This window comes from Achromobacter xylosoxidans, assembly GCF_014490035.1.
In the GTDB taxonomy this organism is placed as follows: Bacteria; Pseudomonadota; Gammaproteobacteria; order Burkholderiales; family Burkholderiaceae_B; genus Achromobacter; species Achromobacter bronchisepticus_A.
On the sequence record NZ_CP061008.1, the window covers coordinates 2040524 to 2065509 of the forward strand.

Consider the following 24986-nt stretch of genomic DNA (forward strand, 5'->3'; position numbering starts at 1 on the left):
CGCGGACTGCAGGCCGATGCTGCCCGCAGCGTCTGCCATCGCGTCCGTGACGCCGGACGCGATGGCCTCTGAGGCCGTCCTAGCGGTCCTTCAGCAAGGACACCAGTTCCGGCACGTAGCGGTCGCCGCCGCCTTGCGTGACGGCCTGATCGAACGTGTGCTGCACGGCCGCGCCGATTTCCCGCACCGCGCCCGTTTCCGCGGCCATGGTGTTGTAGTAGGACAAATCCTTCTGCGCATTCGACATGAAGAACCGCAGCGAGGACGGGTCCTGCTCCAGCAGGTAGGGCTTGATGCGTTCCAGCGCCACGCCGCCGCCGCCGCCCTTGGCCAACACTTCGGCAAACACCGCCGGGTCAATATCCGCGCGCAGCGCGCAGGCCGCGGCTTCCGACAACAGCGCGACCACGCCCAGCGACACGTAGTTGTGCAGCAGCTTCATGCGATGGCCGGCGCCGATGGGGCCGGCGTGCGTGATGTTCTCGGCGAAGCAGGCCAGCAGCGGCTTGCATTCCTCGAACAGCGCGGCGTCGCCGCCCACCAGCAGGTTGAGCCGGCCTTCGGCGGCTTCCTTGGGGGTGCGCGTCATCGGCGCATCGAGGAAGCGGCCGCCGGATTCCGTCACGGCCTGCGCCACCTTGACGGTGGAAGAGGGAATCGCCGTCGAGCAATCGATGATGACCGTACCCGGACGCAGGCCCGCCAGCACGCCGCCCTCGGACAGCAGCACGGCTTCGACCTGCGGGCTGCCGGTAACGCAGAGGATGATCACGTCAGACTGGGCCGCCAGCGTGGCGCCATCGGTCACGCTGGTCGCGCCCGCGGCCTTCAACGCGTCCAGGGGCTGGTTGCCCGGATGTTCCAGCACGGTCAGCGCATGACCATGCTTGACCAGATTGCTTGCAATGCCATGGCCCATGAGGCCGATACCAACCATGCCGACTTTCGCCATCTTCCACTGCTCCTGCCATGTAGGGGTTTGTTATGGCGTAAATCTTACTCTGACTTGCGGATCGTCCGCGCCGCGATCACAGGTTTGCGGGTAGCGGTGCCGGCCGCGGTCTTCTTTGCGATACTTGAGGTATTCCGCGTGAAAAAACCAGGCTTGAGCATGACAGACTCCATTCCTTCCGGTTTCGCGCCATGGCGCCCCAGCAGCCCCTTCATGGAGCACTTGGCGGAGCTCGGCGCGCTCTACAAGCGCGACGCCGATTGCGTCCTGGCGCTGCGCGTGGGGCAGGCGCACACCAACATGCACGCCATCGCCCATGGCGGCCTGCTGGCCACGCTGGCCGACAGCGCGCTGGGCCACACCATCGCCGAGCAGGCGCAGGCCTCGGTGGTCACGGTGCAGATGTCGGTGGAATATTTGAACCCGGTCAAGCCCGGGGATTGGCTCGAAGCCCATGTCCGCATCGACAAGCAGGGCCGCCGGCTGATCTACGCCACCTGCCTGCTGCAGGTTGAAGGCCGCGTCATGCTCAAGGCCAACGCGGTCTTCGCGGTGCGCGCCGCGCCCGCGCCGGCTTCCGACGGTTGAGCTTCTTGGGGGGCTACAAGTAAGGCGTAGCCAGCCAGATCACCTTGTTGCGCAGGCGCTTGGCGAACGGCGCGCGCAGCAGGTTCTCCAGCGTCTCGCGCTGGCCCTGCGCGATCAGGCCGTCGACCCGCGCGCCGATCCAGCGCGCCACGCCGGGATCGTAGATCTCGGTGTCCAGCTCGAAGTTCAGCCGCAGGCTGCGCGGGTCCAGGTTGGACGAGCCCACATAGGCCCAGGCGTCGTCCACCGTCATCAGCTTGGAATGGTCGAACGCGCCATGCGAGCGCCAGACCCGGCAGCCGGTGCGCACCACCTGGTCCAGCTGGGCCGTCATGGCGTAGTCCACCAGACGCAGGTTGTTCTTGCCCGGAATCACGATGTCCACCACCACGCCGCGCCGCGCGGCCGTGGCCAGTGCGCCGATCAGCGTCTGGTCGGGCAGGAAGTAGGGCGACTGGATGCGCACATGGCGCTGCGCCACCGCCAGCGCGCCCAGCAGCATGTTGTGCGTGCTGCCCAGCGCGCGGTCCGGACCGGACGGCACGCAACGCATCGGCACGTCGCCCGTCGGCGGCAAGGCCTCGGGATCGAACCAGGGTCTGGCCGGCAAAGACTCGTGCGTCGTGAAGTTCCAGTCGTGCGCAAATACGGACATCAGCTGCGTCACGATCGGTCCTTCCACGCGGAAGTGCGTATCGCGGTTGGTGTCGTCGCCCGCCAGCGCGCTGACGAAGGCCGCCCGCACGTTCATGCCGCCGGTAAAGCCCAGGCGTCCATCCACCACCAGCACCTTGCGGTGGCTGCGCAGATTGGCATAGGGCATGCGCAGCACGCCCAGCGGATTGGTCATGAAGCGCGCCACCGGCACCCCGCCGCGCGACAGCATGCGCACGATGGGCGGGCGCGAATACTTGGATCCGATGGCGTCGATCAGCACCCGCACCTCGACCCCGCGCTCGCGCGCCTCGATCAGCGCCTGCGCCATCTCCCGCCCGATCGCGTCGTTGTCGAAGATATAACTCTGCATCGCCACCGCGTGGCGCGCTTCGCGGATCGCCTGGAGCATCGCCGGATAGGCCTCGTCGCCACCCGCCAGCGGCCGCACCGCGTTGCCGCCCAGCAGGCGGAAACGGCTGACGCGGTCGCCCAGCACCTTCAGCGACGCGAACTGCTGGCCCGAGATCGGCGCCACATCCACCGGCGCGGTCTCGACCTGCTCCGCATCCACCACCATCGCCTCGTCGCGTTGCTGCGACAGCCGCGTCTTGCGGATCCGGTTGATGCCCGCCACGAAATAGAACAGCGCGCCGAACAGCGGCGAAAACAGCGCCACCCCCACCCAGCCTATGGCCGCCCGCACGTCCTGTTTGGTCATCGCGGCATGCACCGCCGCGCCCGTCCCGGCCACGATGCTGATGGCAAATACCAGATGGGGCCAATAATCGATCAAGATTGCGTGTATGCGGTCCATGGCGATGGCGTAAGCGCGGCCTCCGTAGATGATCAATGGCGAAGGATAGCAAGGTGGCCCGCGCTGGCAAGAGGGGCGGCGGGGGTGGTTTCACACGGATTAAAAAAACGTGCTAGAATTCGGCCTCTTCGTTGTTGAGCAGCTTTCAAAAGCAGCGCGGCAAGGAAGAAAAGCAGTATCAGAGGTGGCTGTAGCTCAGTTGGTAGAGTCCCGGATTGTGATTCCGGTTGTCGTGGGTTCGAGCCCCATCAGCCACCCCAAAGAATTGTTTAGAAAACAGCCGCTTACAGCGGCTGTTTTTTTTCGCGCTCAGAATTAGAACAAAAATAGCGGTATTAGAACGATGTCACTCCGTAGCCGAAGCGATTTTGACCGGGCGTCTGTCGTAGTTCTTACGTGTGTTGTGGCGGCGGTGCGTGAGCGGCTTAGTGCGCTCCAGAAAGTGCGAGTAAGAAGATCTGTGCGCTAGGGCGCGCTGGCGTGGCTTCGAAAAACCGGCTGGAAGACCTGATCAGTTCACTTCCAATAGAAAAGTCACTGTTTTCGCCTGTGGCTGAACGGCACCTATCCGTTCTGCAACGCCGTTCCAACGCACGGAGCGTTGCGTGAGAGAACGGGATCTAACGCAGCTTCCTCGTGGAGCTTCGCTACCGAGTTGTGTGTGATGAAATGTTTCGATATCTTCTATTGATCGAAAAGAGGTCGAGGCTATCTGATGCAGGTCGAATCTGAATTCATCACCCTTGTTGTGGCTGCGGTTGGCGCGGTGGCGACGGTTGTCAGTGCGTTGGTCGGCTTAGCAATAGCAACTCCAGAGCAACGTCAGCGACTACTTCAATGGGCGAAAACAGGGACCGCCCGTAGCGTGTATGCCACGGTCACGGCAATCATGGCTTGGACCTTTCATGAGATATGGACCAACGACTATGTTATTGACAGTCAGTTCGTCTTGCTTATCTCCAACCTAGTGTGCATGGCGATCATCTGGTTGGCCGGCGGTGCCTGGGCAGTTTTTTTCAGACCTCTTAGTCTTGAGATCTCAGCGCTGGAGAGAAACAGAGATCGGGCAGTGCTCGACACGTTGAAGGCTCTCAGTGCAGAAAACGCGGCGCTTTCTAAGCGCGTGACAGAACTGGAGGAATCCCTTGCAGGAAGAACTCGTCGAAAGCGCGAGGCCCCCAGCGGCTTTAGCTGAGCAAGGCTGTGTTGGTCTGCCTCCCTCCCTCGGTCATATTTACAAGCAGATTTGCTGCTACTTGCTAACGTTGCAGCCAAAGTTGGCAATATCGATCAGTTCTTCCAGAAGGCGGATGAGGGAGGCGAGCATGGGGGCAGTCTCCAAAGAGGTTGTGCGACAGCGCCCGCCGATACTCCGCAAGCGGGGCATGAGGCAAGGCCGCTGCCTCCCCGTTTTGCTGCCGTCGTGTGTCGTGTCTGAAACGCATCAGACTCCAGTGGCAAATATTGAATCTAGCCCTTGATTTTCAGCTTGCGGATCATGTTCTTCTGCTTTTCGGGAATCTCGAACTGATGGATGCCCAACTCCCGGCCCCTATCGGGAAAAACCATCGCAAACATCCTACGGTCGTCCGGTGTATAGGAAGCGATAGCTGCTCCTGCAAAAATAGTGTTGTCGCCGACCCGCCTTAGAATGTGAAATTCCGGCGCAACGTTTCGACGTTGCCATTGAAGGTGACCCGATACCGTGATCCCTTCAATGAGAAATGGTGTACCTCCGCGTAGTCGCAGGTACACAGCGTCCGCACGAACATCCAACGTATGGGTGTGTGGCCATGCTGGGCCGACGGACACATCCCCTTCCGTGTGGAGCACGTAGGGAAAAGTGCGATGTACCGACCACGCTGGATCCGCGCCCAGCAGAATTCCGGTGGATCTCATCAAGATTGCATGTACGTAGTCGCCAAACGTCCGATACGTCGGGTGCACCGAACCATCGAAAGTGCAGATGGTATCTGGATCGTCAACGGCAAAAGTTGTCGGCCCGTCTGGCGCGTGAATGATGATCCTGTGGTCGGGCCAGCACAATAGGCTGCTTGAAAATTGGCTTAGAAATTCTCCTGGTTTCCCTACTCCTGGAAAATCTGGAAACTCATCTTCGATACGAACATCCCAGGGTTGTAGAGTATAGAGATCCACGTTGTATGAGGCTGCCTTCTTGCAAGCTGTGCTCGAATATCCCGACGTGGAAAAAATGGCCTTATGCGTTACATCGGGCATATCATTCAATTTGATGATCAATTGCTCCACGGCCACAACGTCAAGGGGCGCTCTTTCGTGCTTCACTTCAGATGCCTTGAAGGCCGATATTTCGCCGTTTTCGTCTGTAATCTTGACGGTTACATCGACGTCTCGCTCCCGTTCTGCGGCTTCGTCTAAAATCATGTCTCCTATGGTGACCTCTACGGCATTTGGGTCGTGCCGCAGACAACATAGTCCAACTAAGTACTGCACGAGCATGGGTGACATAGCTCTCTGCCTTGCAAAACATTGGGGCTAAATTATCGCTTGCCACTGAACTGCGTGGTTCATGCTCTGCGCCGGCTGCTTCGGCAAGCGCTGGCTCGAAGAAAAAAGGTGTCAGCCACCCCAAGAGTTTCTTAGAAAATAGCCGCTTAATGCGGCTTTTTTTTTCTGCCATCTGTTCTTTGGTGGCAAGAACAGAGGACGGTGGCATGCGCTAGGCGCTGTTCTTGATCTTGACCACGCGCCGGGTAGTGGCCTAGTTGACGTGCGTCTCGGGGGGGGGCGTCATCATTACTCCCGATGAGGGTTGCAGTACGATGCCTCCCAACTTCACGGGAAGACTCATGAGTAATAACTGGCATGCTCAAGAGACCTACAAATCGATGATTTCGATTTCGGTTGAGGGCTTTAAGCTGTTGGCACTTTTGAACGGTGGGGCGGCGGCGGGTATGCTCGCGGCCTTTCAGAACTTGGCAAAGTCGATTCCAGCAAGCAAGTTGCAGATATCAATCGGTTTCTTTGCTGCGGGCCTTGTGTTCGTCGGTGTGGCGTTTCTTTTGTCCTATCTCACCCAGAACAGGCTCTTCGAAGAAGCTATGGGCCGTAAAGAGGAAGGTGCCCACCGTTGCTGCCTGGTGCTAGCCTTTGCGTCATGTGTTTTGAGCCTGCTCTGTTTCCTTGGAGGCGCTGGCGTCTCGGTGATGGGGCTCGAGACGGGCGAAGGACGCGTGCTAGCTCCGGATCAAGTCGCTGCGCCGGAAGCCCCGCCGGGCGGCCTCGCGACGGAGTAGAGACGTGTAGGGCGGGCTAGAGCCTCTTCTCGCCGCCCAGGACGTCCACCAGTTCGGCGAGGAGCTTTGCCAGTTCTCCCGTCATGAGCAACATGTCCGAATCGAATTTCTCGTCGTTGTTGGCAGCCACGCCTTCATTGCCTGCCTTCAGCACCTGCAGGGGAGACCGCGCCTGACGTCCAGGCTCTTGGTTAGCACGAAGGAAATGCGGTCAGCCATGTCGTGGCGAGGCGGGTGCATTGCTTGCCGGACTGTATGTGTCGGCGGGCGTCGTCGGCGTCGTTGGAGTGCTTGACGTAGCGGATGGCTGCGCCGCTTTCGCCGGAGGTCCGCAGTTCGGTGTCTTGGCCGATACTGAAGTTGGCCGGGGCCTCGTCCTCGGTCAGCCGCCGGTCATGGCGAACGCGGGCGACTGGGCGACATAGAGGGTTTTCAGCGGGAACGGGTCGATGCAGTTCGCCTGCTGCTGGGCTGGAACGCCTGCCAGTGCGACTCCCAGGCCATCGCTGAACAACGTTCAGGCGGCGGACAGGCGGTAAATCTTGAGGTCTCTAAACCACATAAGTGATTTCATATCGTTGAGATAACATTCGCCCATGAACATGGGAGGCAGGGCATGGATCCATTGACAGCGTATGTAGAGCTTCAGCGCAGTTTCTTGGAAACCATCGGCGAATTGGGTTGGCCGGTGGCAATACTTCTGATTTTTTGGGCGCTGCGAGGAGAGTTGCGAAAGCTGCTGGCGAGAATTAAGTCGGCGAAATACAAAGATTTTGATATTGGATTTGCCGAGGGGCTTGGAGACGCTTTGGATTTGGCCAGTAGAGCGAAAAAAACAGCGCAACCCGACGTGTCTCAGTCTCTGCAGGATTCTCTGGTCGCCGCGCAAGCGCCGGATGTTAGGTCGATGATCAAGCCGAACAGGCGGGTCACCAACGCATGGGATAACCTGTATGTTCTATTGCGGGAGCTATATGAGCAGACATCTGCGAGCGCGTCCGCGCCGAGGGAAACCCCGGTGTTATTTGGCAAGCTACGGCAAGCTGGGAAGTTGACCGAGATCGATGTTGAACTAGCTACTCGTCTTTGGGATCTACGGAATCACGCCATTGAAAGCGCAGATGATGTCACTGAGTTTTCGGCAGCCGAGTATGAGCGCCTTAGTTTGGAATTCCGTGATCGGCTTAGCCGAGAACTTACCTGACTAAAAAAACGTGTGGTCGTCCACTTTTAGAAGCCTAAGCCACGTCCCAACCAGGGCAGAACAACAAGCCAAACGAACGCGAAGGCGGTGGCGCCAAGCCATGCTTCGGGTGGAATATCTGAGTTCTTGGTCCAGTTGCCTTTGCCGGCGTGGGCCCCGGGGCGCGATGAAGGCGCCAATCTTGCGGGCCAAGTTGGCGATGGACGGCAGCTTGCGGAGGCGCGCTGTAAGCGCGGTTGCGGTGAGTACGTTCATGTTGCTTTCCAGGGATCGGCCGCGACATAGCGGTGGGTGAAGTAGTTGCCGATGGGGATCAGGGCCACCGCCACCACGGCGTGCAGCGCCGGCCCCACGAGACGGCGGGGATAGTTGATGGCATAGGGAACTGCGCGGTATGCGCGGTGGTGGCCTAGGGCCAATTGTTTGTATTAACGGAGTTCACTAGTGGAGAGGTACACATCAGAACGGCTCGACGAAGGGGCGGTTTATACACACACCCAGCTGAGCGAAATTTTTAGTGTCTCGGACTCGACGATATATACAGGTATTTTCCGGCCGAAAGGCTGGGCATCCGTCTGGCTCTTCGTCACCGAAGGGAAGACCCCTGATCGTGTGCAATACACAGACCACCTGGATGGTGATGTGCTACTGATGCAAGGGCAGACGGAGGGGCGAGCAGACCATCTACTGATGCGCCAAGAAACGAGTGGCTTTGAACTACTCGTCTTTCATCGCATGAGTAAGCATGAGCACGGCGGAGCTGGCTTTCGGTATCTGGGGCCATTTCACTACATCCGGCATTTTGGTACGCGGCCAAGATCCTTCGTCCTTCAACGAGATAAAAAGCGGGACTACAAGTACGGCAAGCAAAGCTGGCGATGGACGCTCGAAGCTGTTCGACAATTGGGTGGGCGTGCCAGCCCCAAGCAAGTCGAGGCATACACGGTCGAACGAGTACCTGACTTCAACCGGGCAAACGTCGGCCCGGACCTACGGATGCTGTCGGTGAACGAGTTCGGGAGAAGTGCATGGGCGGCAAATCGGTCGGCAAGACGTACCGATGGCTGGCATCCAATGGATGCGCTGTACAGGCGTGACGACGTCGAAGATATCGTCTACGAACTCTATGATCCTGATCCTGCCGTCCATGGCATTTGGGAGCTTGCTGCGGATTCTAAAGGGAATATGCGTCCCTTCCGGGTCAGCGATTCGCCAGAGATAGTCCGAGTTCAGGCCGAGTTGGAAGGCGCCAAGGCATTCGATGCCACGAATGACAATGATGGAAGGACGAAGGTCTTGATGAGCATTGCCCGTAGGCAGGGCCAGCCCAAGTTTCGCCGAGATCTTTTTGCCGCATATAACGAGCGCTGCGCGGTGACGGGGTGCCCAGTCAGGGAGATTCTGGAGGGCGCACACATCAAGCCGTATCGAGGTGAGCACACCAATCATGTGACGAATGGCGTGTTGCTCCGCGCCGATATTCACTCGCTTTTTGATTTGGGATTGCTGCGGGTGTGTCCAGTCAGTTGGACGGTGGAAGTGTCTGATCAGGCGCGCCCGAGCTACGGTGAGTATCACGGTCAGATGATGCGGCTCCCTGATAGCGAGATGCAGCGCCCCGATGCAGAAGCCATGCGACAGCACTACGAGCGTTGCGCGGGAAACTTCGCTCTCGACTAGGCGGTGGGAGAGGATCGTCGCTATTTGTTGATGTCGTTGCCGAAGTTGGCGATATCCAGCAGCTCTTCGAAAAAGCGGACGATGAAATCGAGCATGGCATTGCTCCATTGGTTGAGCAATGAGACGAGGGAAAACTGGTGGGAGGAAGATGCCTCTATCATTGCGGCTTTGTATGAGTCATCTGAAACCCATGGTGAAACGTAGAAGATTGGCAGGCATGATCCGCAACGCTTGGAACGCGTGCATCTCTGAGCACTATGTGTATGCGGAAATCAACTCGGAAGCGGCTCTTCAGACCCTGTTTTGTACCTACCTATTCAGGGAGTTCGAGGTTCATAAAAAGGACAAGGTGTGGCGCCTATTTGTGGAGCCGCGCTTGGAGTCTGAAGATGGAAATTCCGTTGTGCTACCTGATGTTCTGGTCTGCAATGCACGACGTATAGTCGGTGCGATCGAGCTGAAGTACGCGCCGAGAGTGGCTGCCGCTTGGGAAAAAGACATGAACACCTTGGCGGGCCTAGCAAATCGCTCGGGCGCGACGGGCCTAAAGATTGGCAACAAGCGCTATCTCGGGCCGACTGGAAAGCTCATAAAGGAATACGAAATCGCCGAGGACGCGTTGTTTGTCTGGGCCAGTGTCAGCGCGAAGGAGTTGAATTATGAAGAAGCTCCCGCCGGCCTGAAGGAACAACAACTACTGATCGCCGAGGCAATAACTTCGCCAGACGATTCGCCTCGGCTGCAATATCGGGGCAGCGTAGGAGAGCGTTGGCGTCGAAAGTGCCCTCCCGATGCTTCGCGTGATATTGCTTTGTGAGCACGAAGGGCACCACCCCGAACGCGGGGCATGAGCCGGGGCTATCAGCGGACCTTGACGCAGGAGAGCATCCGGAACCGGCGTAGTGGCTAGCCCGCCAGCGAGGTGACGCAATATGAACTCAGAGGAGCATTGGATGGAGTACATCAGTGTGGTTTGGTCATCCGGATCTAAGGAGGACCCAATTCGGATGGTTTCGGAGCTAGACGCGGACCGCTTCGAGCGTCGGAAGCTGGAATTTTTTGAGGACGGAAGCGTTGATGCTGCTTCCGATTCTCAGGAGACGCCGAGGACAGCGCTTGGGACGATGGCTGTGCCGACGGTCGAAGAGATCAATATCGATCGGCAGTTCACAGCTCAATCGATTACAGCTGCCGATTTCGAGGCCCTTTGGGACGCATGCAGATAGTCGGCCGCCAGCTTCGGTAAGCGCTGACTCGCAGCGCTGGCCGAAACCGCCTGGTCGAGTACCAGGCGTTTCTCTGCCGTCTATCCGGCCTGTCTCCACTTTCAGTGCTTCGCTTGCGTTGGTCTCCGCGGCGGTGGTACCCGGTTGCTGTTTCGCACCACCTACGTGGAACTGGGCGCGCCCGCGCGCGGCCCCGATGTGGGGCATTGGCTATGTTCGTTCTCCTTGTTAATCAGTATGTGAATCCTGAAAGAAGTGGGCCAGACTCGACACTGGCTGTTTGCGCTAATGCCTACCGCCGAGGTGTCCCAGGGGCGACTGAGTGTGACCGGCTACCGGCGCAAAAAAAGCCCGCTCGAGGCGGGCAACTGACCTGCAGCGATTCGGATACAGATCGTTGGGGATTGTTAAAGTGAGAAGGCTTGCCCCCAATTGCACGCACAAGTGGGCGACGACATCGCATATGGAGAAAAAATGTCGAGAGTAAAAAAAGCCGCCTTGTTGGCCTTTGCCACGGCTTTGATCGCCGGCTGCAAGACAACGGTCGAGACTGAGGTCAGCCTATCCGACCTGCTTACCTCGCCGACCAAGCAACTCGCAGGCAATCTACTGGTGGAGGTTCCAGCCTGCGAAAGTCTTGAGGATTCGCGCCAGCCCTCGGAGGTCTTGCTGGACGTGCAGCAAGCCGTTCCAGGCATTTTTTCCGATGCTAAGTACGCAGAGTGTTATCGGAAGGGGTTCAATTCATTCGCACGATTCTCATTGCCGATTTTTCTCGACAAAGACAGGGACGGAAAGCTCGCGTCGGATTCGCACATCAACTTGGGATCCAATGAGGAGGGGCTGCTGTCGGTCGGCGTTCCTCAGAAAATCAAGGCCAAGATTGTTGCCGCTCAAAAAAATTCTCCGATCGGCGCCACGGACTTGAAGTTCACCATCAAGGTAAGGAATGACACGGGTAAAGACTTCACGTTTTCCGCCCTTGCGGTCTTCATTGATCAAGCGCCGCATGTGTTCAGCACGTTGACCTCCAAGGCGGGAGGGGCGTTCGTCGTAACGCTATCGGACGTTTCGGCGAAAGCCGCCGTTGACAATGGGGGCGCATTGGTTTTGCTGCACAAGTCGGAATAGTGCTCCTCTCTGTTTTTGCGCAAGCGGTGTTTCTAGGCTGGAGCGCTCGAGGCCGGCTTTTGGGGAAGGGCGGCTTGGTAGGCTCGAAAAAAGATACCGTCTTGTGACCTACCCCCAGACTTAGTACGGCACCGACATAGAGTCCAGGGTTAAAAACTGTTGTTGCCGATGCGCCTGAGCAAACTGCTCCGGCGTTAAGTATCGCAGCGCGCCATGCGGGCGTTCGGTGTTGTATTCGAGGGGCCAGTCTTCGATCAAGGATTTGGCTTGGCGCAGCGACATGAACCAATGCTCATTCAGGCATTCATCGCGGAATTTTCCGTTGAAGCTCTCGATGTATGCATTCTCCACGGGCTTGCCTGGTCTGATGAACGACAGCTTCACGCCGACCTGATAGGTCCAAGCGTCCAAGGCCCTGCCGGCAAACTCCGGGCCGTTGTGCACGGTGATGGATTTGGGCAGCCCACGCAGTTCCGCAAGCCGTTGCAGCATCTGCGCCCCCCCCAATCCCGGCAGTGATGTATCGACCTCGATGGCGAGACACTCGCGCGTGTAGTCATCGACGATGTTCAAGCACCGGAACCTGCGGCCATAGGCCAGACCGTCGGACACGAAGTCCATCGACCGGCTCGGATTCGGCGCCGTCAAGACGGGAGGAACTACCCGTTCTGCGGGAGCGATGCGCTTGCGGCGACGCTTACGAACGCTCAAGCCGGCTTGGCTGTGAAGCCGCCAGACCCGCTTGTGATTCGTCTGCCAGCCTTCACGGCGAAGCAGAATATGGATGCGCCGATAGCCGTAGCGTCGCTTGAGGGCTGCCATCTCCTTCATGCGCTCGGTCAATGCCACATCGCCCGTACGCTTACTTTCATAAGCGAATAGCGACCGGGAGATGCCTACCAGCCTGCAGGCCTGGGTGAGATACCCATGCCGCACTCGGTCATCAACGTTCTGACCGTTTCGCGTTTGGCCTGCGGGCTTGCTACTTTCGGCTCAAAAGGTCCTGAAGCGCAGCCTTGTCCAGCATCGATTCCGCCAACAGCTTCTTGAGCTTGTTGTTCTCTTGCTCCAGCTCCTTCAGTCGCTGGGCGTCCGAGACGGTCATAGCGCCGAACTTCGCCTTCCAGTTGTAGGAAGTGGCCTCTGAGATCCCGTGCTTGCGGCACAGTTCGGCCACCTTGGCCCCTGCCTCGGCCTCCTTCAGCACCCCGATGATCTGTTCTTCCGTAAATCGCTTCTTCATTGCCGTTCCTTTGTGAACGGACTCTGCATCGATTTCGCACTAACCGCGAGGAGCAGGTCAAATCGCATTGCTCCCTTGCAGTATGTGGTTGACGTCGGCGTGACCACGCTCGACGACGAGGAGCAACTGCTTGCCTGAAAGAACTACCGCATTGAGGTCAATCGGATCGACCAGGCAGATGGGTTCCCGCTGGATTTTGCTTGGCCCACGGAGGGCGGCTTGATGGCGATCAACAGGCGGGCGTCGCTGCGTTTTTTATTGGCCTGCGTTCTATGCTTTTCGCCAACAGTCCACCCAGCCATTGAAACGGCCGTTCAATTATGTGATACGAGATAAACGATGACGCGAATAGCGCCACGACGAGCAGCGCCGCAAAGCCCCCGTGGTTTTGCACCGCAGCGTAGGTCTGCGAGCTTAGCGTTTTCGAATAGATTTCAATCCACGACGCGATCGGAAGGTACAGGAGGTAAATTGAGTACGTGTAATCGCCTAGGCTTGCGGCGCTCTTCGGAATCTTGCTTTCGAATAGCATGACGGAAGTCATTAAGAGCAGCGCTGGGAGCCCCCAGGCGATGAATCTTGGTAACGTTGCTTCGAATGTATAAACGAGGATTTCCATTCGTGGAACTGCAAGCCCCGGGTCCTTCGGCCAGTCTGTTCCATGAGCCGCTAAGAGAAAAACGAGGATGCTGCCAATGAGCATAGGAACTCGAAATTGCTGAAGCGCCAACCAAGTCTGTTTATGTAGAAACACGGCCCCCAGAACGACTCCAAATGCGAACTCGACGATGATCGAGCCCATGAAGTACGTTTTGTCTCCCAGGAAAAAAGAAGTGATCCCCAACACGGCGACTAGGACAGCTGCTCCTTTCACCTTCCACGGAAACATCAAAGCGGCGGCTGCTAGAACATAGAAGTACATTTCGAAGTTCAACGTCCATCCCGCCGAGATGGGGGGGTCTCGAAAACCGACTTCCTGATGTATGGGAAGAAAGAGTAATGGGCGCAGATAGTTGAGCACTGGCACTTGCCAGTAGCTCATGTAGAGCACGGTTGCCACGATATAGAGCGGCCAGATGCGAAAAATCCTGCGGACAAAGAATGACACTGCAGTGCGAGCACCATGGTTCTTGTTTGCTGTGGTGACGTACATCAGGAAGCCGCTGATGCAGAAAAAGATATCGATCCCAATAGCGCCGCACATAACGGCATCGCGGCCGCAACTACGTGGATCTTGCATCGGCAGAGCCCACTGCGGCATGTGCGCCCCGAATACAAGAAGGGCGGCGGCGACGCGAAGAAGCTGAATGCTATTGAGCATGTTGAATGCAGATTGACGAGGAGCCGGAATATTAGCCGATAGCGCCCTGAATCCTATTGCCCGCCTTGAACGGGCCTTTTTTCGTCTATAGGAGACGTAATGAACGATGTTGAGAAGTCGGGCGCGCGCCAACCAGCCAAGAGAGGCTGTCGTGGCGGGTTGCGCTGGGCAGGACGATTTTGGGGAGTGCCTTGGGAACGGTAGCGCCGCTAATCTACATCCCGTTTCCGGACGCGCCTCAGGTCGTGGTGATCGGCGTGGGCGCAGGTTTGGGAATCCTGGGTGAGCAGGTCCTGGAGTTGGCAGCGTGCCGGTAATTCCCCATACAAGCGACGTAGTCACAAGTAGAATTTTCTCGTTGAGGGGTTCTACCGAATGAAGAAGTCGAGATTTGGGGACAGCCAGGTCATTGACGTCATCAGGCGCGTGGAGGCTGGTCTTGCCGGTCCTGAACGGTGCCGGGAGCTGGGTATCAGCTCGGCTACGTCCTACACAAGTGGCGTTCCACGCACGGCGGCATAGACGTATCGCTGATGGCGCGTATGAAGGAGCTGGAGGCCGAGATAGCTCGGCTGCGCAAGATAATTGCGAACTCGAACTGAACCTGCGGTTCAAGCTAAGCGAACGGCTGATTCGGCAGACGCCTGAGCCACTGACCGTGCCGGCCAACGGGAACCAGGCATGGTCAATGGACTTCATGCATGACCAGCTTGCCGATGGACGAAGCATTCGTTCAATGTGATCGACGATTTCAATCGCGAGGCGCCGGGCATTGAGGTTGACTTCTTGTTGCCGTCCGAGCGCGTCATCCGCCCACTAAAGCAGATCATCGGCTGGCGGGGGAAACCCCTTAGCCCTTCGGTGCGATCACCCCCAAACGGCGGTTGACCATGGCTGCGTGGCGTTCCACTTCTGGCAATCGCTAGGAATGAGGGGATTGCCAATTTGCCAAAATGATGATCGGCATGGGCCACCAGCATCTGGTGGCCATCTTAATTGGGGTGGTGAACTTCGCTTCGGCGGTTCAGCTCCTGCTGTATTGCCGAAATGGCGCCCGGTTTCGCCGCAGGATGTCCTGGCTGGTCGACTTGCTCCTCGTGGACAGGGGCGTATGCTCTCTTCCCAGGCAACCCCGGGGCGGGGGCCGCGAGGAGTACCGATCTTAGCGCTAGCTGCCTCCAGCTGTGATCGTGGCAGCTTTAGATCCGGTGCTTGCCGAGAGCTCGCGGGCATTCTCCGCTAGTGCTGTGCTTAAACCGATCCGTGCAGCCAGGATCGCGTTGATTTCACGGCCCATGTTTCTACGAATGTGATCGGCGTCACGATAAATATACGTATCGTTCACGTATGCGTCGCAGTAGTTGGACTTGCAGAGTGCGTCCGTTGGTACCACCACGTCGAAGGCTCCGGACTCCTTTGCAGCGTTGCGCAGCACTTCGGCCATGGGGAACTGAAACGCTTTCATGGATTCCGTCGACACCATTTCAGTTTTTTCGTCGCACGAGCGCCGGAGTAGCGCACTGGACCGGGTCAGTACACACGGCAGTGGATCACGCTGGAACGTGGGGATATCAGAAATCACGATCATTCGAACGCCCGGCCGAACATTTCGAAGTTCATCTGCTAGAGCTCGAAGTTCGCGAGAAATGTGATGGGATCCGGCCGAAAAGGCGTTTCCTTGAGCGGTGGGCGAAGCAGTGTTCCTCGCCGCCATTACTTCAGAAAGCTCTTCGTCGGTTTTGTACACAGAGTATCCGAGCATCGGCCACAGCCCTGCGACAACAACCGTACTGACGTCTGGATTTTTTTGTAAAAAGTCGAATAGTTGCTGACGAGATTCGATGCATCGTTTCACAAAGGCGCGATCGAAATGCTGCAATCCTCCTGGTTCTGGATTAAAGATAGGAGGGCAAGATCCGATCATGCCTATGGCTGTATTCGATCTAACTCCGGCTTCGTGGAGCAAGGGCATCATGTGCTGGGCATGGCTGTCACCGATTACAACCGCTTGAACGTTCGCCGTGCTCCATGGGGCGCCGGCGCTACATAGGTACTCTCCATGCAAGGAGAGGTTTTCGGGGCAGTCCCACTGCCACATAGCATCCTTGCTCTGAAGGGCTGTGTATTCGGGAGGCAGCCGTCCTGGCATGCCTGCGGAAAGTGCAATGGCGATGGCGGGGGCAGTAGCCGCGGCCATGGTCCCGATGCCCACCCAGATCGAGCGCCAGTTGGTAGCCGTTCCATGGCGGAACGGCGTTTCAACAAATCGCCACGAGGCCCAGCCGGCGGCGATCGCGCTTGCTCCAATCAAAATCTGTTCACCTTGAGACAGTGGTGCCCACGAAGTGTAATGGCGCCAATAGGCTATGAGGGGCCAGTGCCAAAGGTAGAGCGAGTAAGAGATCTTCCCGATAAACACCATTGGTGGAAGCGAAAGAGTTCGATTTACTAGTCCCTTCCGGCCGGAGAAGGCCAAAAGCAGGGCAGCGCCAACCGTAGCAGGCAGTGCACCGATACCTGGGAAGGATTGGACTGGATGGGGGGAAAAGATTGAATATCCGACCAGACCTAGTCCAACCAGCGTTGCCAGCTGTGCGAGCCATTGCGGTGCCTTGGCCCTCCATGAAGGGATAAAGGCCAGGATCGCACCAGCGCCCAATTCCCAAGCACGGTAGTGAACAAGGTAGAACGCCGATTTCTGATCCACTCCAACACGCCATGCGCTCGCGGCAAATGACACACCCATCACGGCTAGCAAGATCGGGCCGAGATACTGTTGCAGTCGGGTTTTAGAAAGAAGGATCAGGAATATCGGAAGAATGATGTAGAACTGCTCTTCGACACCGAGGGACCACGTGTGCAAGAGTGGCAGCGTCTCGGCCGAATTATCAAAATAGCCGGTATTGAAATAGAAATAGACATTGGATACAGATGCCGCGGCTGCTATGGCACTGCGACCTTGGCTCGCATAGTCTCCCGGAGCTAGCACGAAGTAGCCCATCAGAGCTGTCGCCAGTAACACGGCAACGAGCGCGGGGAAGATCCGCCGAATGCGGCGGGCATAGAACTTGGCGAACGAGAAGGTTCCGCGTTGAATGTCGTCGCGGATAATGGTCGTAATTAGAAATCCGGAAATTACGAAAAATACGTCGACTCCGGTAAAACCCCCGGGAATCCAGGTAACTCCAAGGTGGTAAAGCAGTACCGCGATTACAGAGACGGCGCGTAGCCCGTCGATCTCCGGAAGGTATTTCATTTGGACGGTTGATTTTCTAATTTGCCGGTACCAAAGACGGCGACCAGGCTATCTTTGAAAGAGTGCAATAGTACTTTAGTGTGACGACGGCCGCCTCGAGCGGGCTTTTTCGTCCCTAGGGGGCACAATGAAGGGAACGCCAGGAACGATTTCGAGACGTCACTTGCATGGATGGCAGGGATGAGCGCTCTGATCGCAGTGGCGCGTGCGCTGACCAGTCAGGACAAGCTGTCATGACAGGTTGCGCAGTATAGGACGGTAGTGGGCAGCGTCTGGATACGGCGGCGGCACTACGGTGCTCGACTGCGGCATGGATATGTACGGAAAATCCCGCTCAATGCGTGCATTGCACTCCTTGGTCATGACCCACCTCCAAGGTTCAACCTATCTGGGTGTCTACCAAAATTAGACCACTACACTCTGGCTGCCACTGCTCCGCCTAATCATCCCGCAACTGCGCACCCACCCACACTACTCGCCCCGGTACTTGCACCGATGCCCCGTTCTCCAGCGGGATGTCATCGTGCAGGGGATTGAACGACCGGGCCGCCCATTGCCCAGTTAGCAGGGCCCGAAGGTCATGCGTCGTGAACCGTTCCCTTCCCGATGTCACGAAAGCCACCATGCTCTTTGAGCCAGTTGGCCTGGAAACCGGCATCTGTACAAGGCACGCGTGGGTCGTGCCGATGGAGCAAGACAGGGGCCAGAACGCGAAAGCCCCGGCGGTGATCCAATATGGACGGATCAGCAGGGGAACTTAGGGCCAGAGTTGTTGAACGTTCGTTCGATGTAAAGACTGGTGAAAACACACCGCGAGAAGAGGATGTAATCGCGCTCTCGCATAAAGCGGTGGATAGCGGAATCAGCCGGCCGGTCCGCAACAAAGCTGATGTCTTCGACGGCTACCACTGAGGGCCTGTGGGAGCCCCAATCGCCAGATTCGAGCACCTCGATATCCAATTCTTCAACGTCAATGTTGAGGAAATCTGGCGCCTTCCCATGGAAGTACTCGTTGATGATGTCCGCCAGGGTCAGCACCTCTACCAACGTCGGTGCGGGAACCTCTACCGCGCTGACAGCGGCGACAGCCTTGGCGAAGTCTTTGTTCGCGGTATTACTCGAGGCCCAATCGTGGAAGTTGTAGTACTCCATGCGGCCCTTCTTGGCGCCCACCGCCTTGTTGATACTTGTGTCTTTGGGCCTGTATTTTCCACACTGTTCGATCATGAATGGATTCGGGTCGACGTTGACTCCGGTCCATCCGCGCTGATAGAGGGCCATGGTATTTGAATACAGAGCGGGGTGGTAGCAACCTATGTCAAGATATCGTCCGGCACCAAAATCTCGGAAGATGAATTGTTCGATACTGTCTTCACCCCAGTGGGAAAAGACTGTCTTCGAATGCTCGGGCTTTACATGAGCCAATCGTTCTGTAAGGCCAAGGTGCTCATCGTCGGCGGATGCCATTCGGAGACGAAGTTCCTCAATCTCGCCTCGTGCTATGTCACGCTCAGATTGCGCTGTGTCCCGCTCCCTCATCAAGCGGCGAATGTCGGGAACGGAAAGTAGCAGCTTCTTCGCAAGGCTCCGGAACATTTTGTCTCCAAAGGCGTACATAGGAACAATCGAGGGGTGCTGCCTTGCCGATTTTATGAGCTTTAGCTCGGGTTACAAGCTGAATGTGTTCCCCGCCTTTACGGGCTTTTTTCGTCCGGATGCGGCGGAATGAATGATCCTTCTTGCGCGAAACCGGAGTGTTTTTTTCATTGGCCGCCGCTTTAACGCTGTCGGCCATTGTCGTGCCAGGCTTGCTTCATAAATCAGACGCACCGCGAGCGGAGCGAAACGCGGCCAAGAAACAGCCATCTGGAATGAAGTGACCCTAAGACGGTGGCTCTTTCGATCGGCCGCAAGGGGAGACCCGAGTTTCCCATCACTCAACCCGCCACCGCCCCGCCTCATCATCCCGCAACCTTGCTCCGGCCCACACAACCCGCCCCAACACCCGCACCGATGCCCCGTTTTCCAGCGGTATGTCATCGTGCAAGGAATTGAACGAGCGCGCCACCCATTGTCCGGTAAGCCGTTCCCTGGCCACCGTCTTGACGATCATCTTGCCGTCGTAGTTGATGGCATAGACGCCGCCGGCGGCGATGTCCTGCAGCGTCAGGCTTTCGTTGGGGACCACCAGCAAGGCAGCGCCGTCACGGATGACGGGTTCCATGCTGTCGCCCTTCGCGTAGACGACTCGGCCCCGGCCGTTGTCCGCGCCTACCGATCTGAGGAATGACTTGCGGAACTGGATCATGCCGGTCTGCTCTTCGGCGTGGTTCTCGATGGGGTCGCCCGCCGCCAGCCGCACGTCGGCCAGTTCCGGGACCTTCTCGAACCTGTCGTTGGCCGCGGGCGGTTCGCCCACGCCTACGTTGGCGACCACGCCTGTCTGGGTGCTGATCCGGACCCGGCCTTCGCGCTCTGTCTGGCGCGTGGTCTTGCCACCTTCCCAGGGCGCCGCGGGCAGGTCATCGATGCGCATGGGGAACTCGTCCCGGGACAAATAGGTGTCCACCAGCGAGTCGCTGCGCAGGACCGTCGGCATTTGCGGCGCGGTAGTCCCAGGGGATACGTCAATCCCCAGCTTCAATTGCGCGATCGCCAGCGCAAGCGCGCCCTGCAATTTGTTCAGCTGATCCGGGGGCAATGCCCGCACCTGTTCTTCCGGGATGCCCGGGAAGGGCCACGGAGGGGGCGCCAGCACCGCTGCGGCCAGGGATCCATCGCGCGCAGGCAGTTTCGGGGCGGTGCCGTCATACAGCCATTGCGCGTTCACGCGCAGCAGCGGGGCGACCTTGATGCAGGTCGCCATGTCCATGCCGTTGGACCCATTGAACCAATGCGTCGCGGCGCCGGAAGAGGCGCCGGCGGCCTTCCATAGGTCTGTCTTGGTAAGGCGTGGCTCGGCCGCGTCCGCCCGGCGGGCCGCTTCCTCGTTGAACGCCTGTGTGATTCGCTTCTGAAAGGTCATCTTAGGATGCTAAACAAAAACAATCTTAGTTGGCTTGCATTTAGAATCTTAGCATTCTAAGATTTAAGAATGATAGCGAGGTAAGACTGGCGGGGATGCAAAAACACGCATGAACTACTACAGCCACAACATCGGTGACTACGCACAGGCCACGGCGCATCTGAGCCTGCTCGAAGATGCCATCTACAGCCGCCTGCTGCGCCGGTACTACGCCGAAGAGCAGCCCATCGTGGACAACCTGCAGCAGGTATTCCGGTGGGTGGGCGCCCGTAGCGAAGAAGAAAGAGAGGCGGCCGCGCAGGTGCTGGCCGAGTTCTTCGTCCTGCGCGATGGCCATTGGCACAACAAGCGGGCGGACGTGGAGATTGCCGCGTATCACGTCAAGGCCGAGACCGCCAAGGCCAACGGCAGGCGAGGCGGCCGGCCCAGGCAGGGCGGGTGCAATCCGGAACAACCCAGTGGGTTTCCCATGGGTTTCGACGAGCAACCCGGCCATGGCCCGGCAGAAGGCGGATCGGAAGCTAACCAAGAACCAGGAACCAAGAACCAGGAACCAACAGAACACGCCTCCCGCAAGCGGGGAAGCGGATTCGATGCTTCCGTGATCGAACTGCCGGATTGGCTGGACCGCGAGGACTGGGTCAGCTGGATCGCCGACCGCAAGGCCCGTAAAAAGCCGGTGACGCAGGAGGGCGCCAGGCGCCAGCTGCAACAGCTTGCCGCCTATCTGGCCGCAGGGCATCGGCCAGGCGCCGTGATCGCAAACAGCATCGCGGGCGGGTATCAGGGCCTCTTCCCGCCGCGGACATCCGCTACAGCTGGCCAACAACCGGCAGGCAGGGCGCAACGCCTGGCCGACTGGACCGAGGAGCTGCGAGAAGTACTGGCCGACGATGGCAGGCCGCGCGAGCGGTTCATGGGGACGATCGATGCAACCCGCTGACATCCCTTCCGCCACCATGGGCGCGTTGGTGGTGAACGAAATGCTGCTGATGTATGGCGCCAAGTTCGCGCAGCAATGGCAGGGCCTGACCGCCCGCGAGTTGAAGGATTCATGGAACCAGAAGCTGGCGGGCCTGGACGAGGTGCAGGTGCGCCGCGGCCTGGTCGCCTGCCTGACTCAGGAATGGCCGCCGACGCTGCCGCAGTTCATCAAACTATGTTGCCCGTGGATGGTCCCTGAAGTGGCGTATCACGAGGCCGTGCGCGGCCTGTCCGCGCGCAGGCGCGGCGAGCGCGGCGCCTGGTCGCATCCGGCGGTGTACTGGGCTGCGGTGGGCGTGAGCACGGTGGATCTGCTGGGCTGCACCTACGGGGCCATCAAGGCGCGCTGGGAGAAGACGCTGAACGAGGAACTGGCGAAGGGCGTGTGGGCGGATATCCCGCTGCCTCGCCCAGCGCTGCCCGCGCCCGGCCAGACGCTGGCCACGCGCGCCGAGGCCGAGGCGGCGCTCAAGAAAATGGGCGCGCAGAAGGTTCTGAGGGACCGTGGATGTCCGCCCCGGAGCTGGATCGAAAAGTGGGAGGCGCGCATCGCGCGCGGCGACCACCCGAGCAAGGGCATCGCCGACATGCTCAAGCGCGCCAAGGGCGAAAGCCAGGATACGGAGGGCCGTCTGAAGAACGGTTCCAACGGCAAGACAGGTAAACAATGCGAGGTGGCTGATGAGTAAATTGACGGGTGACGATCTGATCTGGAACTGGGCCCGATGGACCTGGTCCGGCGCTACGGTGGGAAACATGGAGGTGTATCTCTCCGAAGAGGAGGACTACCGGCCCATCAACCATCACCACGCCATGGAGGTCGAGGCGATGCACGCCGCGCTGCCTTGGCATGAGCGCATGATCATCATTGCCGAATATCCGCAGAAGAACGTGATGTTCGGCCAGCTGGACGGCAGGGCGCGCCGCGCGAAGGCGCTGGTCTGGATTGCCGATACGACCGGCGTGGCCCTGACCGAAACCGAATACAAGTTGTACCTGGGCCTTTTTCGCGGCCTGGTGGAAAGGAGGCTGGCGTGAAGTACGCGCACGAGGTGATGGATCTGATGGCCTGCTATCCCGGCCGCTCATTCCGTTTGATGGAGCTGGTCCGTCATGTGTCACGCGGCCGGTGTCTGTCTGCTCCTGAAAAGACACGCCTGCAAAGAGGCATCCAGCGCGCCATGGATGCGCTGCAGGATACCGGCAGCGTGCTGATTCAAGAGCCCCAGCAAGGCGGGCACGGACGTACCTATGCATGGCGTGTGACGGTTCCGTCACAAGACCCCGCCCCATAGGTCACGCAATCGGTCACAATTTGTCCGGGGCATTGCGCCCCAAGCAAATGCAGCCCTGGCCACGTGCCGGGGCTTTTTGTTTTCGGCGCATGGCTTCGGTTTTTATGGGCGGGGCAGGGGGCGAACTTCTTTGCACAGCGTGTGACGATTCCGTCACAAGACCTCGCCCCATCGGTCACGCAATCGATCACAATTGGTCCGGGGCATTGCGCCCCTGACAAATGCAACCCCGAAATACAGCCCCGGCCACGTGCCGGGGCTTTTGCATTTGGGCGCGATGTTTCGGCGCCTGTCTTCTTCAGCAGGAATCCAACTCCATGAGCGTTCAGATCAGCATCACTGAAAACCAGCTGGTAGAGGACCTCGCCGCATTCTTCAAGACCTTGGTCGACTGCGACGTTGTCCGCGGTTTGCCTGGCTGGGTTCCCGCGCCACCGCGCGAGTGCGTCGCCATTACTCCGCTGGCGGCGCAGGGCCTTTCCGTGCCGGTCATGACCTATGCCGATCCGTCGCCTGCGGCGGGGAAACGAATCATGACCCAGGCCACGCACTGGTCTGCCCGGGTGGATGGCTACGGGGCGCGGGCCCTGGACCTGGCGCTCACGTTGTCGATTGCCTTGCGCAGCCAGTACGGGTGCGAGTTCCTGGGAAAGCTGGGAAGAACTCAACCGCTATACGCGGGCGAGCTCAAGCAATTGCCCTTCGAGAGCGGAGAAAGCCAGACCTTCGAGCGGTGGTCGTTCGACGCCGTCCTGCAGTTCAACCCTTCCATTAGCGTGCCGCAGCAGTTTGCGGACCACCTTCACGTGGGCCTCATCGAGGCCGACACCACCTACCCTACGGGAGCTTAATCCTATGTCCATTCCCGCCAGTGAAATCGTCCAGGTCGTGCCTGGCGTGATCGCCGCCGGCGGATCGGCGCTCGATTTGAACGGCCTGATCCTGACCCACGATACTGCCGTCCCCATCGGCACCGTCCAGAGCTTCGCGACTGCGCGCGACGTCCAGCGCTTCTTCGGTCCCACCTCGACCGAAGCCGCCCTGGCCGACGTCTACTTCAACGGCTTCGACAACTCGACCCGCAAGCCGGGCAATCTGCTGTATGCCCAATATCCGGCGGCAGCGGTTTCGGCCTATTTGCGTGGCGGCTCGATGGCCGCCGTGACGCTGGCCCAGCTGCAGGCGCTGTCCGGCATCCTGACGGTCAGCGTGGATGGCGTGGCCAAGACGTCCTCCAGCATCGACCTGTCGACGGCAACGAGCTTCTCGAACGCCGCCTCGATCATCGAAGCGGCGTTCACCGCCATGGGCGCGACCTGCGGCTATGACGCGCAGCGCGCCGCTTTCGTGATCACCTCGGCCACCGACGGCGCCGCCAGCACGGTCTCCTATGGCAGCGGCACCCTCGCATCGGGCTTGAAGCTGACGCAGGCCGCAGGCGCCCTGGTGTCGCATGGGGCCGCGGCCGGCGTCCCGGCGGTGGACATGGGCCGGATTATCGACCTGACCCAGAACTGGGCGGCGTTCATGACGACCTTCGAGCCCGATACGGCCGGCAAGGTGGCGTTTTCGGCGTGGACCAATGCCCAGGGCGACCGCTATGCCTACGTCGGTTGGGACACCGATGTCACCGCCACGCAGCAGGGCAATACGTCCAACTGGGCGGCGGTCGTAAGCGCCAACGAGTACTCGGGTTCCGTGCCTGTCTACAAGGACATCCTGCATGCCGCCTTTGTCCTGGGCGCGGTGGCGTCGCTGGACTTCGAACGCACCAACGGCCGCGCCACGCTGGCGTTCAAAGGCCAGTCGGGCCTGGCGTTCTCGGTGACCGACGCCACGACCGCTCAGACGCTGATCGACAACGGCTACAACTTCTATGGCGACTACGCCACCAGCAACGACCGCTTCCGCTTCCTGTACCCGGGCCAGATCAGCGGCAACTGGAAATGGGTCGACACCTACGTCAATCAGATCTGGTTGAACGCGGCGTTCCAGCAGGCACTGATGAGCTTGCTGACCCAGGTGAACGCCATTCCCTACAACATCGACGGCTACACGCTGATCGACGCTGCCTGCCTGGACCCGATCAACGCCGCGGTCAACTTCGGCGCCATCCGCGCCGGCGTGACGCTGTCGAGCCAGCAGAAGGCGCAGATCAACAGCCAGGCCGGCGTGGATATCTCCGACACGCTCCAGACCCGCGGCTGGTATCTGCAGATCAAGGACGCGACGCCGCAGGTGCGAGAGGCTCGCGGCACCCCGCCCATGACGTTCTGGTACCTGGACGGCGGTTCCGTCCAGCAGATCACCCTGGCCTCGCTGGCCATTCTTTAAG

Annotated in this window: 24 protein-coding genes, 1 tRNA gene and 4 pseudogenes; 17 read left to right on the forward strand and 12 right to left on the reverse strand. The window is 59.0% G+C overall.

The annotated features are described in order from the left end of the window. Positions 1 to 79: 79 nt before the first annotated feature. A complete protein-coding gene (locus IAG39_RS09450) occupies positions 80 to 952 on the reverse strand; it encodes an NAD(P)-dependent oxidoreductase (RefSeq protein ID WP_059371871.1) in 873 nt (290 codons plus the stop codon). 159 nt (positions 953 to 1111) lie between these two features. On the opposite strand from IAG39_RS09450, the gene IAG39_RS09455 reads away from it, so the two are divergent. Next, positions 1112 to 1540 carry a PaaI family thioesterase gene (locus tag IAG39_RS09455; RefSeq protein WP_059371872.1) on the forward strand — a complete coding sequence of 143 codons (429 nt, stop codon included), beginning with the start codon at positions 1112 to 1114 and terminating at the stop codon, positions 1538 to 1540. A 13-nt stretch (positions 1541 to 1553) separates the two neighbouring features. Here the strand turns inward: IAG39_RS09455 and cls are convergent, their stop codons facing one another. Next, the gene (gene cls / locus IAG39_RS09460; protein ID WP_059372791.1) at positions 1554 to 3011 is read right to left on the reverse strand and encodes a cardiolipin synthase; all 1458 of its coding nucleotides are present in this window, start codon (positions 3009 to 3011) and stop codon (positions 1554 to 1556) included. 184 nt (positions 3012 to 3195) lie between these two features. Here cls and IAG39_RS09465 point away from each other — a divergent pair. Both IAG39_RS09465 and IAG39_RS09470 read left to right on the forward strand, forming a co-directional pair. Further along, positions 3196 to 3271, forward strand: a tRNA-His gene (locus IAG39_RS09465). Positions 3272 to 3726: 455 nt separating this feature from the next. Then, positions 3727 to 4206 (forward strand): hypothetical protein, encoded by a 480-nt coding sequence (locus IAG39_RS09470; RefSeq protein WP_118933214.1) that lies wholly within the window; start codon positions 3727 to 3729, stop codon positions 4204 to 4206. Positions 4207 to 4481: 275 nt separating this feature from the next. Here IAG39_RS09470 and IAG39_RS09475 read toward each other — a convergent pair whose 3' ends face one another. Beyond that, positions 4482 to 5414, reverse strand: a complete 933-nt coding sequence (locus IAG39_RS09475; protein ID WP_124260375.1) for a hypothetical protein — start codon at positions 5412 to 5414, stop codon at positions 4482 to 4484. A gap of 425 nt (positions 5415 to 5839) precedes the next feature. Between IAG39_RS09475 and IAG39_RS09480 the strand changes: the two genes are divergently transcribed. Further along, positions 5840 to 6286, forward strand: coding sequence for a hypothetical protein (locus tag IAG39_RS09480; protein WP_124260374.1), 447 nt, complete (start codon positions 5840 to 5842; stop codon positions 6284 to 6286). Positions 6287 to 6302: 16 nt separating this feature from the next. Here the strand turns inward: IAG39_RS09480 and IAG39_RS09485 are convergent. Next, positions 6303 to 6746: pseudogene (locus IAG39_RS09485) on the reverse strand (recombination-associated protein RdgC); the annotation flags it as partial. A gap of 156 nt (positions 6747 to 6902) precedes the next feature. Between IAG39_RS09485 and IAG39_RS09490 the strand changes: the two are divergent. Then, a complete protein-coding gene (locus IAG39_RS09490; protein WP_118933212.1) occupies positions 6903 to 7490 on the forward strand; it encodes a hypothetical protein in 588 nt (195 codons plus the stop codon). Between the two features lie 251 nt (positions 7491 to 7741). On the opposite strand, the gene IAG39_RS09495 is transcribed toward IAG39_RS09490, so the two are convergent. After that, complete coding sequence (locus IAG39_RS09495) at positions 7742 to 7909, reverse strand: hypothetical protein (RefSeq protein WP_165867880.1); 168 nt, start codon at positions 7907 to 7909, stop codon at positions 7742 to 7744. 25 nt (positions 7910 to 7934) lie between these two features. Between IAG39_RS09495 and IAG39_RS09500 the strand changes: the two genes are divergently transcribed. After that, a complete protein-coding gene (locus IAG39_RS09500) occupies positions 7935 to 9170 on the forward strand; it encodes an HNH endonuclease (protein ID WP_118933210.1) in 1236 nt (411 codons plus the stop codon). 20 nt (positions 9171 to 9190) lie between these two features. On the opposite strand, the gene IAG39_RS09505 is transcribed toward IAG39_RS09500, so the two are convergent. Further along, positions 9191 to 9331, reverse strand: a complete 141-nt coding sequence (locus IAG39_RS09505) for a hypothetical protein (protein WP_165867879.1) — start codon at positions 9329 to 9331, stop codon at positions 9191 to 9193. A 56-nt stretch (positions 9332 to 9387) separates the two neighbouring features. On the opposite strand from IAG39_RS09505, the gene IAG39_RS09510 reads away from it, so the two are divergent. The 3 genes from IAG39_RS09510 to IAG39_RS09520 all read left to right on the forward strand — a co-directional run bounded on the left by IAG39_RS09510 (position 9388) and on the right by IAG39_RS09520 (position 11527). Beyond that, positions 9388 to 9987 carry a hypothetical protein gene (locus tag IAG39_RS09510; protein ID WP_118933209.1) on the forward strand — a complete coding sequence of 200 codons (600 nt, stop codon included), beginning with the start codon at positions 9388 to 9390 and terminating at the stop codon, positions 9985 to 9987. A gap of 136 nt (positions 9988 to 10123) precedes the next feature. After that, positions 10124 to 10396 (forward strand): DUF6881 domain-containing protein, encoded by a 273-nt coding sequence (locus tag IAG39_RS09515; RefSeq protein ID WP_118933208.1) that lies wholly within the window; start codon positions 10124 to 10126, stop codon positions 10394 to 10396. A 444-nt stretch (positions 10397 to 10840) separates the two neighbouring features. Next, the gene (locus IAG39_RS09520; protein WP_240633326.1) at positions 10841 to 11527 is read left to right on the forward strand and encodes a hypothetical protein; all 687 of its coding nucleotides are present in this window, start codon (positions 10841 to 10843) and stop codon (positions 11525 to 11527) included. A 120-nt stretch (positions 11528 to 11647) separates the two neighbouring features. On the opposite strand, the pseudogene IAG39_RS09525 reads toward IAG39_RS09520, so the two are convergent. Together IAG39_RS09525 and IAG39_RS09530 are read right to left on the reverse strand one after the other, a co-directional pair. Beyond that, a pseudogene (locus tag IAG39_RS09525) lies at positions 11648 to 12770 on the reverse strand (IS3 family transposase). 229 nt (positions 12771 to 12999) lie between these two features. Further along, positions 13000 to 14091: an acyltransferase family protein gene (locus IAG39_RS09530; RefSeq protein WP_118933207.1), complete on the reverse strand. Its 1092-nt coding sequence runs from the start codon at positions 14089 to 14091 to the stop codon at positions 13000 to 13002. A gap of 128 nt (positions 14092 to 14219) precedes the next feature. On the opposite strand from IAG39_RS09530, the pseudogene IAG39_RS09535 reads away from it, so the two are divergent. Together IAG39_RS09535 and IAG39_RS31555 are read left to right on the forward strand one after the other, a co-directional pair. Then, positions 14220 to 14408: pseudogene (locus tag IAG39_RS09535) on the forward strand (holin); the annotation flags it as partial. A gap of 58 nt (positions 14409 to 14466) precedes the next feature. Then, positions 14467 to 14940 (forward strand): annotated as a pseudogene (locus tag IAG39_RS31555) (transposase); the annotation flags it as partial. A 319-nt stretch (positions 14941 to 15259) separates the two neighbouring features. Here IAG39_RS31555 and IAG39_RS09545 read toward each other — a convergent pair. From IAG39_RS09545 to IAG39_RS09560, 4 genes are all read right to left on the reverse strand, one after another. After that, positions 15260 to 17347 (reverse strand): acyltransferase family protein, encoded by a 2088-nt coding sequence (locus tag IAG39_RS09545; protein WP_118933204.1) that lies wholly within the window; start codon positions 17345 to 17347, stop codon positions 15260 to 15262. A 744-nt stretch (positions 17348 to 18091) separates the two neighbouring features. Beyond that, the gene (locus IAG39_RS09550) at positions 18092 to 18814 is read right to left on the reverse strand and encodes an FkbM family methyltransferase (protein ID WP_165867878.1); all 723 of its coding nucleotides are present in this window, start codon (positions 18812 to 18814) and stop codon (positions 18092 to 18094) included. A gap of 43 nt (positions 18815 to 18857) precedes the next feature. After that, positions 18858 to 19142 carry a hypothetical protein gene (locus IAG39_RS09555; RefSeq protein ID WP_165867877.1) on the reverse strand — a complete coding sequence of 95 codons (285 nt, stop codon included), beginning with the start codon at positions 19140 to 19142 and terminating at the stop codon, positions 18858 to 18860. A gap of 138 nt (positions 19143 to 19280) precedes the next feature. Next, complete coding sequence (locus IAG39_RS09560) at positions 19281 to 20372, reverse strand: helix-turn-helix transcriptional regulator (protein ID WP_118933202.1); 1092 nt, start codon at positions 20370 to 20372, stop codon at positions 19281 to 19283. Between the two features lie 109 nt (positions 20373 to 20481). Between IAG39_RS09560 and IAG39_RS09565 the strand changes: the two genes are divergently transcribed. The 6 genes from IAG39_RS09565 to IAG39_RS09590 all read left to right on the forward strand — a co-directional run bounded on the left by IAG39_RS09565 (position 20482) and on the right by IAG39_RS09590 (position 24985). Continuing rightward, positions 20482 to 21315, forward strand: coding sequence for a YdaU family protein (locus IAG39_RS09565; RefSeq protein ID WP_118933201.1), 834 nt, complete (start codon positions 20482 to 20484; stop codon positions 21313 to 21315). Beyond that, positions 21302 to 22045 carry a hypothetical protein gene (locus IAG39_RS09570; RefSeq protein ID WP_059371881.1) on the forward strand — a complete coding sequence of 248 codons (744 nt, stop codon included), beginning with the start codon at positions 21302 to 21304 and terminating at the stop codon, positions 22043 to 22045. The genes IAG39_RS09565 and IAG39_RS09570 overlap by 14 nt, the downstream gene beginning before the upstream one ends. Then, a complete protein-coding gene (locus tag IAG39_RS09575) occupies positions 22038 to 22394 on the forward strand; it encodes a hypothetical protein (RefSeq protein WP_118933200.1) in 357 nt (118 codons plus the stop codon). Before IAG39_RS09570 ends, IAG39_RS09575 begins: the two co-directional genes overlap by 8 nt. Then, positions 22391 to 22651: a hypothetical protein gene (locus IAG39_RS09580; RefSeq protein ID WP_059371883.1), complete on the forward strand. Its 261-nt coding sequence runs from the start codon at positions 22391 to 22393 to the stop codon at positions 22649 to 22651. The genes IAG39_RS09575 and IAG39_RS09580 overlap by 4 nt, the downstream gene beginning before the upstream one ends. Before the next feature lie 317 nt (positions 22652 to 22968). Then, positions 22969 to 23502, forward strand: a complete 534-nt coding sequence (locus tag IAG39_RS09585) for an LIC_12616 family protein (protein WP_118933199.1) — start codon at positions 22969 to 22971, stop codon at positions 23500 to 23502. A gap of 4 nt (positions 23503 to 23506) precedes the next feature. Further along, entirely contained in the window at positions 23507 to 24985 is a 1479-nt protein-coding gene (locus IAG39_RS09590; RefSeq protein WP_118933198.1) for a DUF3383 domain-containing protein, read from the forward strand. Position 24986: the final 1 nt, after the last annotated feature.

Excerpts from the sequence above, each read along its gene's own strand:
- IAG39_RS09490 (WP_118933212.1), top strand. The coding sequence starts at position 6,903 with ATGGATCCATTGACAGCGTATGTAGAGCTTCAGCGCAGTTTCTTGGAA.
- IAG39_RS09585 (WP_118933199.1), top strand. The coding sequence starts at position 22,969 with ATGAGCGTTCAGATCAGCATCACTGAAAACCAGCTGGTAGAGGACCTC.
- IAG39_RS09590 (WP_118933198.1), top strand. The coding sequence starts at position 23,507 with ATGTCCATTCCCGCCAGTGAAATCGTCCAGGTCGTGCCTGGCGTGATC.
- IAG39_RS09530 (WP_118933207.1), bottom strand. The coding sequence starts at position 14,091 with ATGCTCAATAGCATTCAGCTTCTTCGCGTCGCCGCCGCCCTTCTTGTA.
- cls (WP_059372791.1), bottom strand. The coding sequence starts at position 3,011 with ATGGACCGCATACACGCAATCTTGATCGATTATTGGCCCCATCTGGTA.
- IAG39_RS09505 (WP_165867879.1), bottom strand. The coding sequence starts at position 9,331 with ATGATAGAGGCATCTTCCTCCCACCAGTTTTCCCTCGTCTCATTGCTC.
- IAG39_RS09480 (WP_124260374.1), top strand. The coding sequence starts at position 5,840 with ATGAGTAATAACTGGCATGCTCAAGAGACCTACAAATCGATGATTTCG.
- IAG39_RS09450 (WP_059371871.1), bottom strand. The coding sequence starts at position 952 with ATGGCGAAAGTCGGCATGGTTGGTATCGGCCTCATGGGCCATGGCATT.
- IAG39_RS09575 (WP_118933200.1), top strand. The coding sequence starts at position 22,038 with ATGAGTAAATTGACGGGTGACGATCTGATCTGGAACTGGGCCCGATGG.
- IAG39_RS09510 (WP_118933209.1), top strand. The coding sequence starts at position 9,388 with ATGATCCGCAACGCTTGGAACGCGTGCATCTCTGAGCACTATGTGTAT.
- IAG39_RS09565 (WP_118933201.1), top strand. The coding sequence starts at position 20,482 with ATGAACTACTACAGCCACAACATCGGTGACTACGCACAGGCCACGGCG.
- IAG39_RS09545 (WP_118933204.1), bottom strand. The coding sequence starts at position 17,347 with ATGAAATACCTTCCGGAGATCGACGGGCTACGCGCCGTCTCTGTAATC.
- IAG39_RS09570 (WP_059371881.1), top strand. The coding sequence starts at position 21,302 with ATGCAACCCGCTGACATCCCTTCCGCCACCATGGGCGCGTTGGTGGTG.
- IAG39_RS09560 (WP_118933202.1), bottom strand. The coding sequence starts at position 20,372 with ATGACCTTTCAGAAGCGAATCACACAGGCGTTCAACGAGGAAGCGGCC.
- IAG39_RS09555 (WP_165867877.1), bottom strand. The coding sequence starts at position 19,142 with ATGGCCGACAGCGTTAAAGCGGCGGCCAATGAAAAAAACACTCCGGTT.
- IAG39_RS09550 (WP_165867878.1), bottom strand. The coding sequence starts at position 18,814 with ATGGCATCCGCCGACGATGAGCACCTTGGCCTTACAGAACGATTGGCT.
- IAG39_RS09455 (WP_059371872.1), top strand. The coding sequence starts at position 1,112 with ATGACAGACTCCATTCCTTCCGGTTTCGCGCCATGGCGCCCCAGCAGC.
- IAG39_RS09470 (WP_118933214.1), top strand. The coding sequence starts at position 3,727 with ATGCAGGTCGAATCTGAATTCATCACCCTTGTTGTGGCTGCGGTTGGC.
- IAG39_RS09515 (WP_118933208.1), top strand. The coding sequence starts at position 10,124 with ATGGAGTACATCAGTGTGGTTTGGTCATCCGGATCTAAGGAGGACCCA.
- IAG39_RS09475 (WP_124260375.1), bottom strand. The coding sequence starts at position 5,414 with ATGATTTTAGACGAAGCCGCAGAACGGGAGCGAGACGTCGATGTAACC.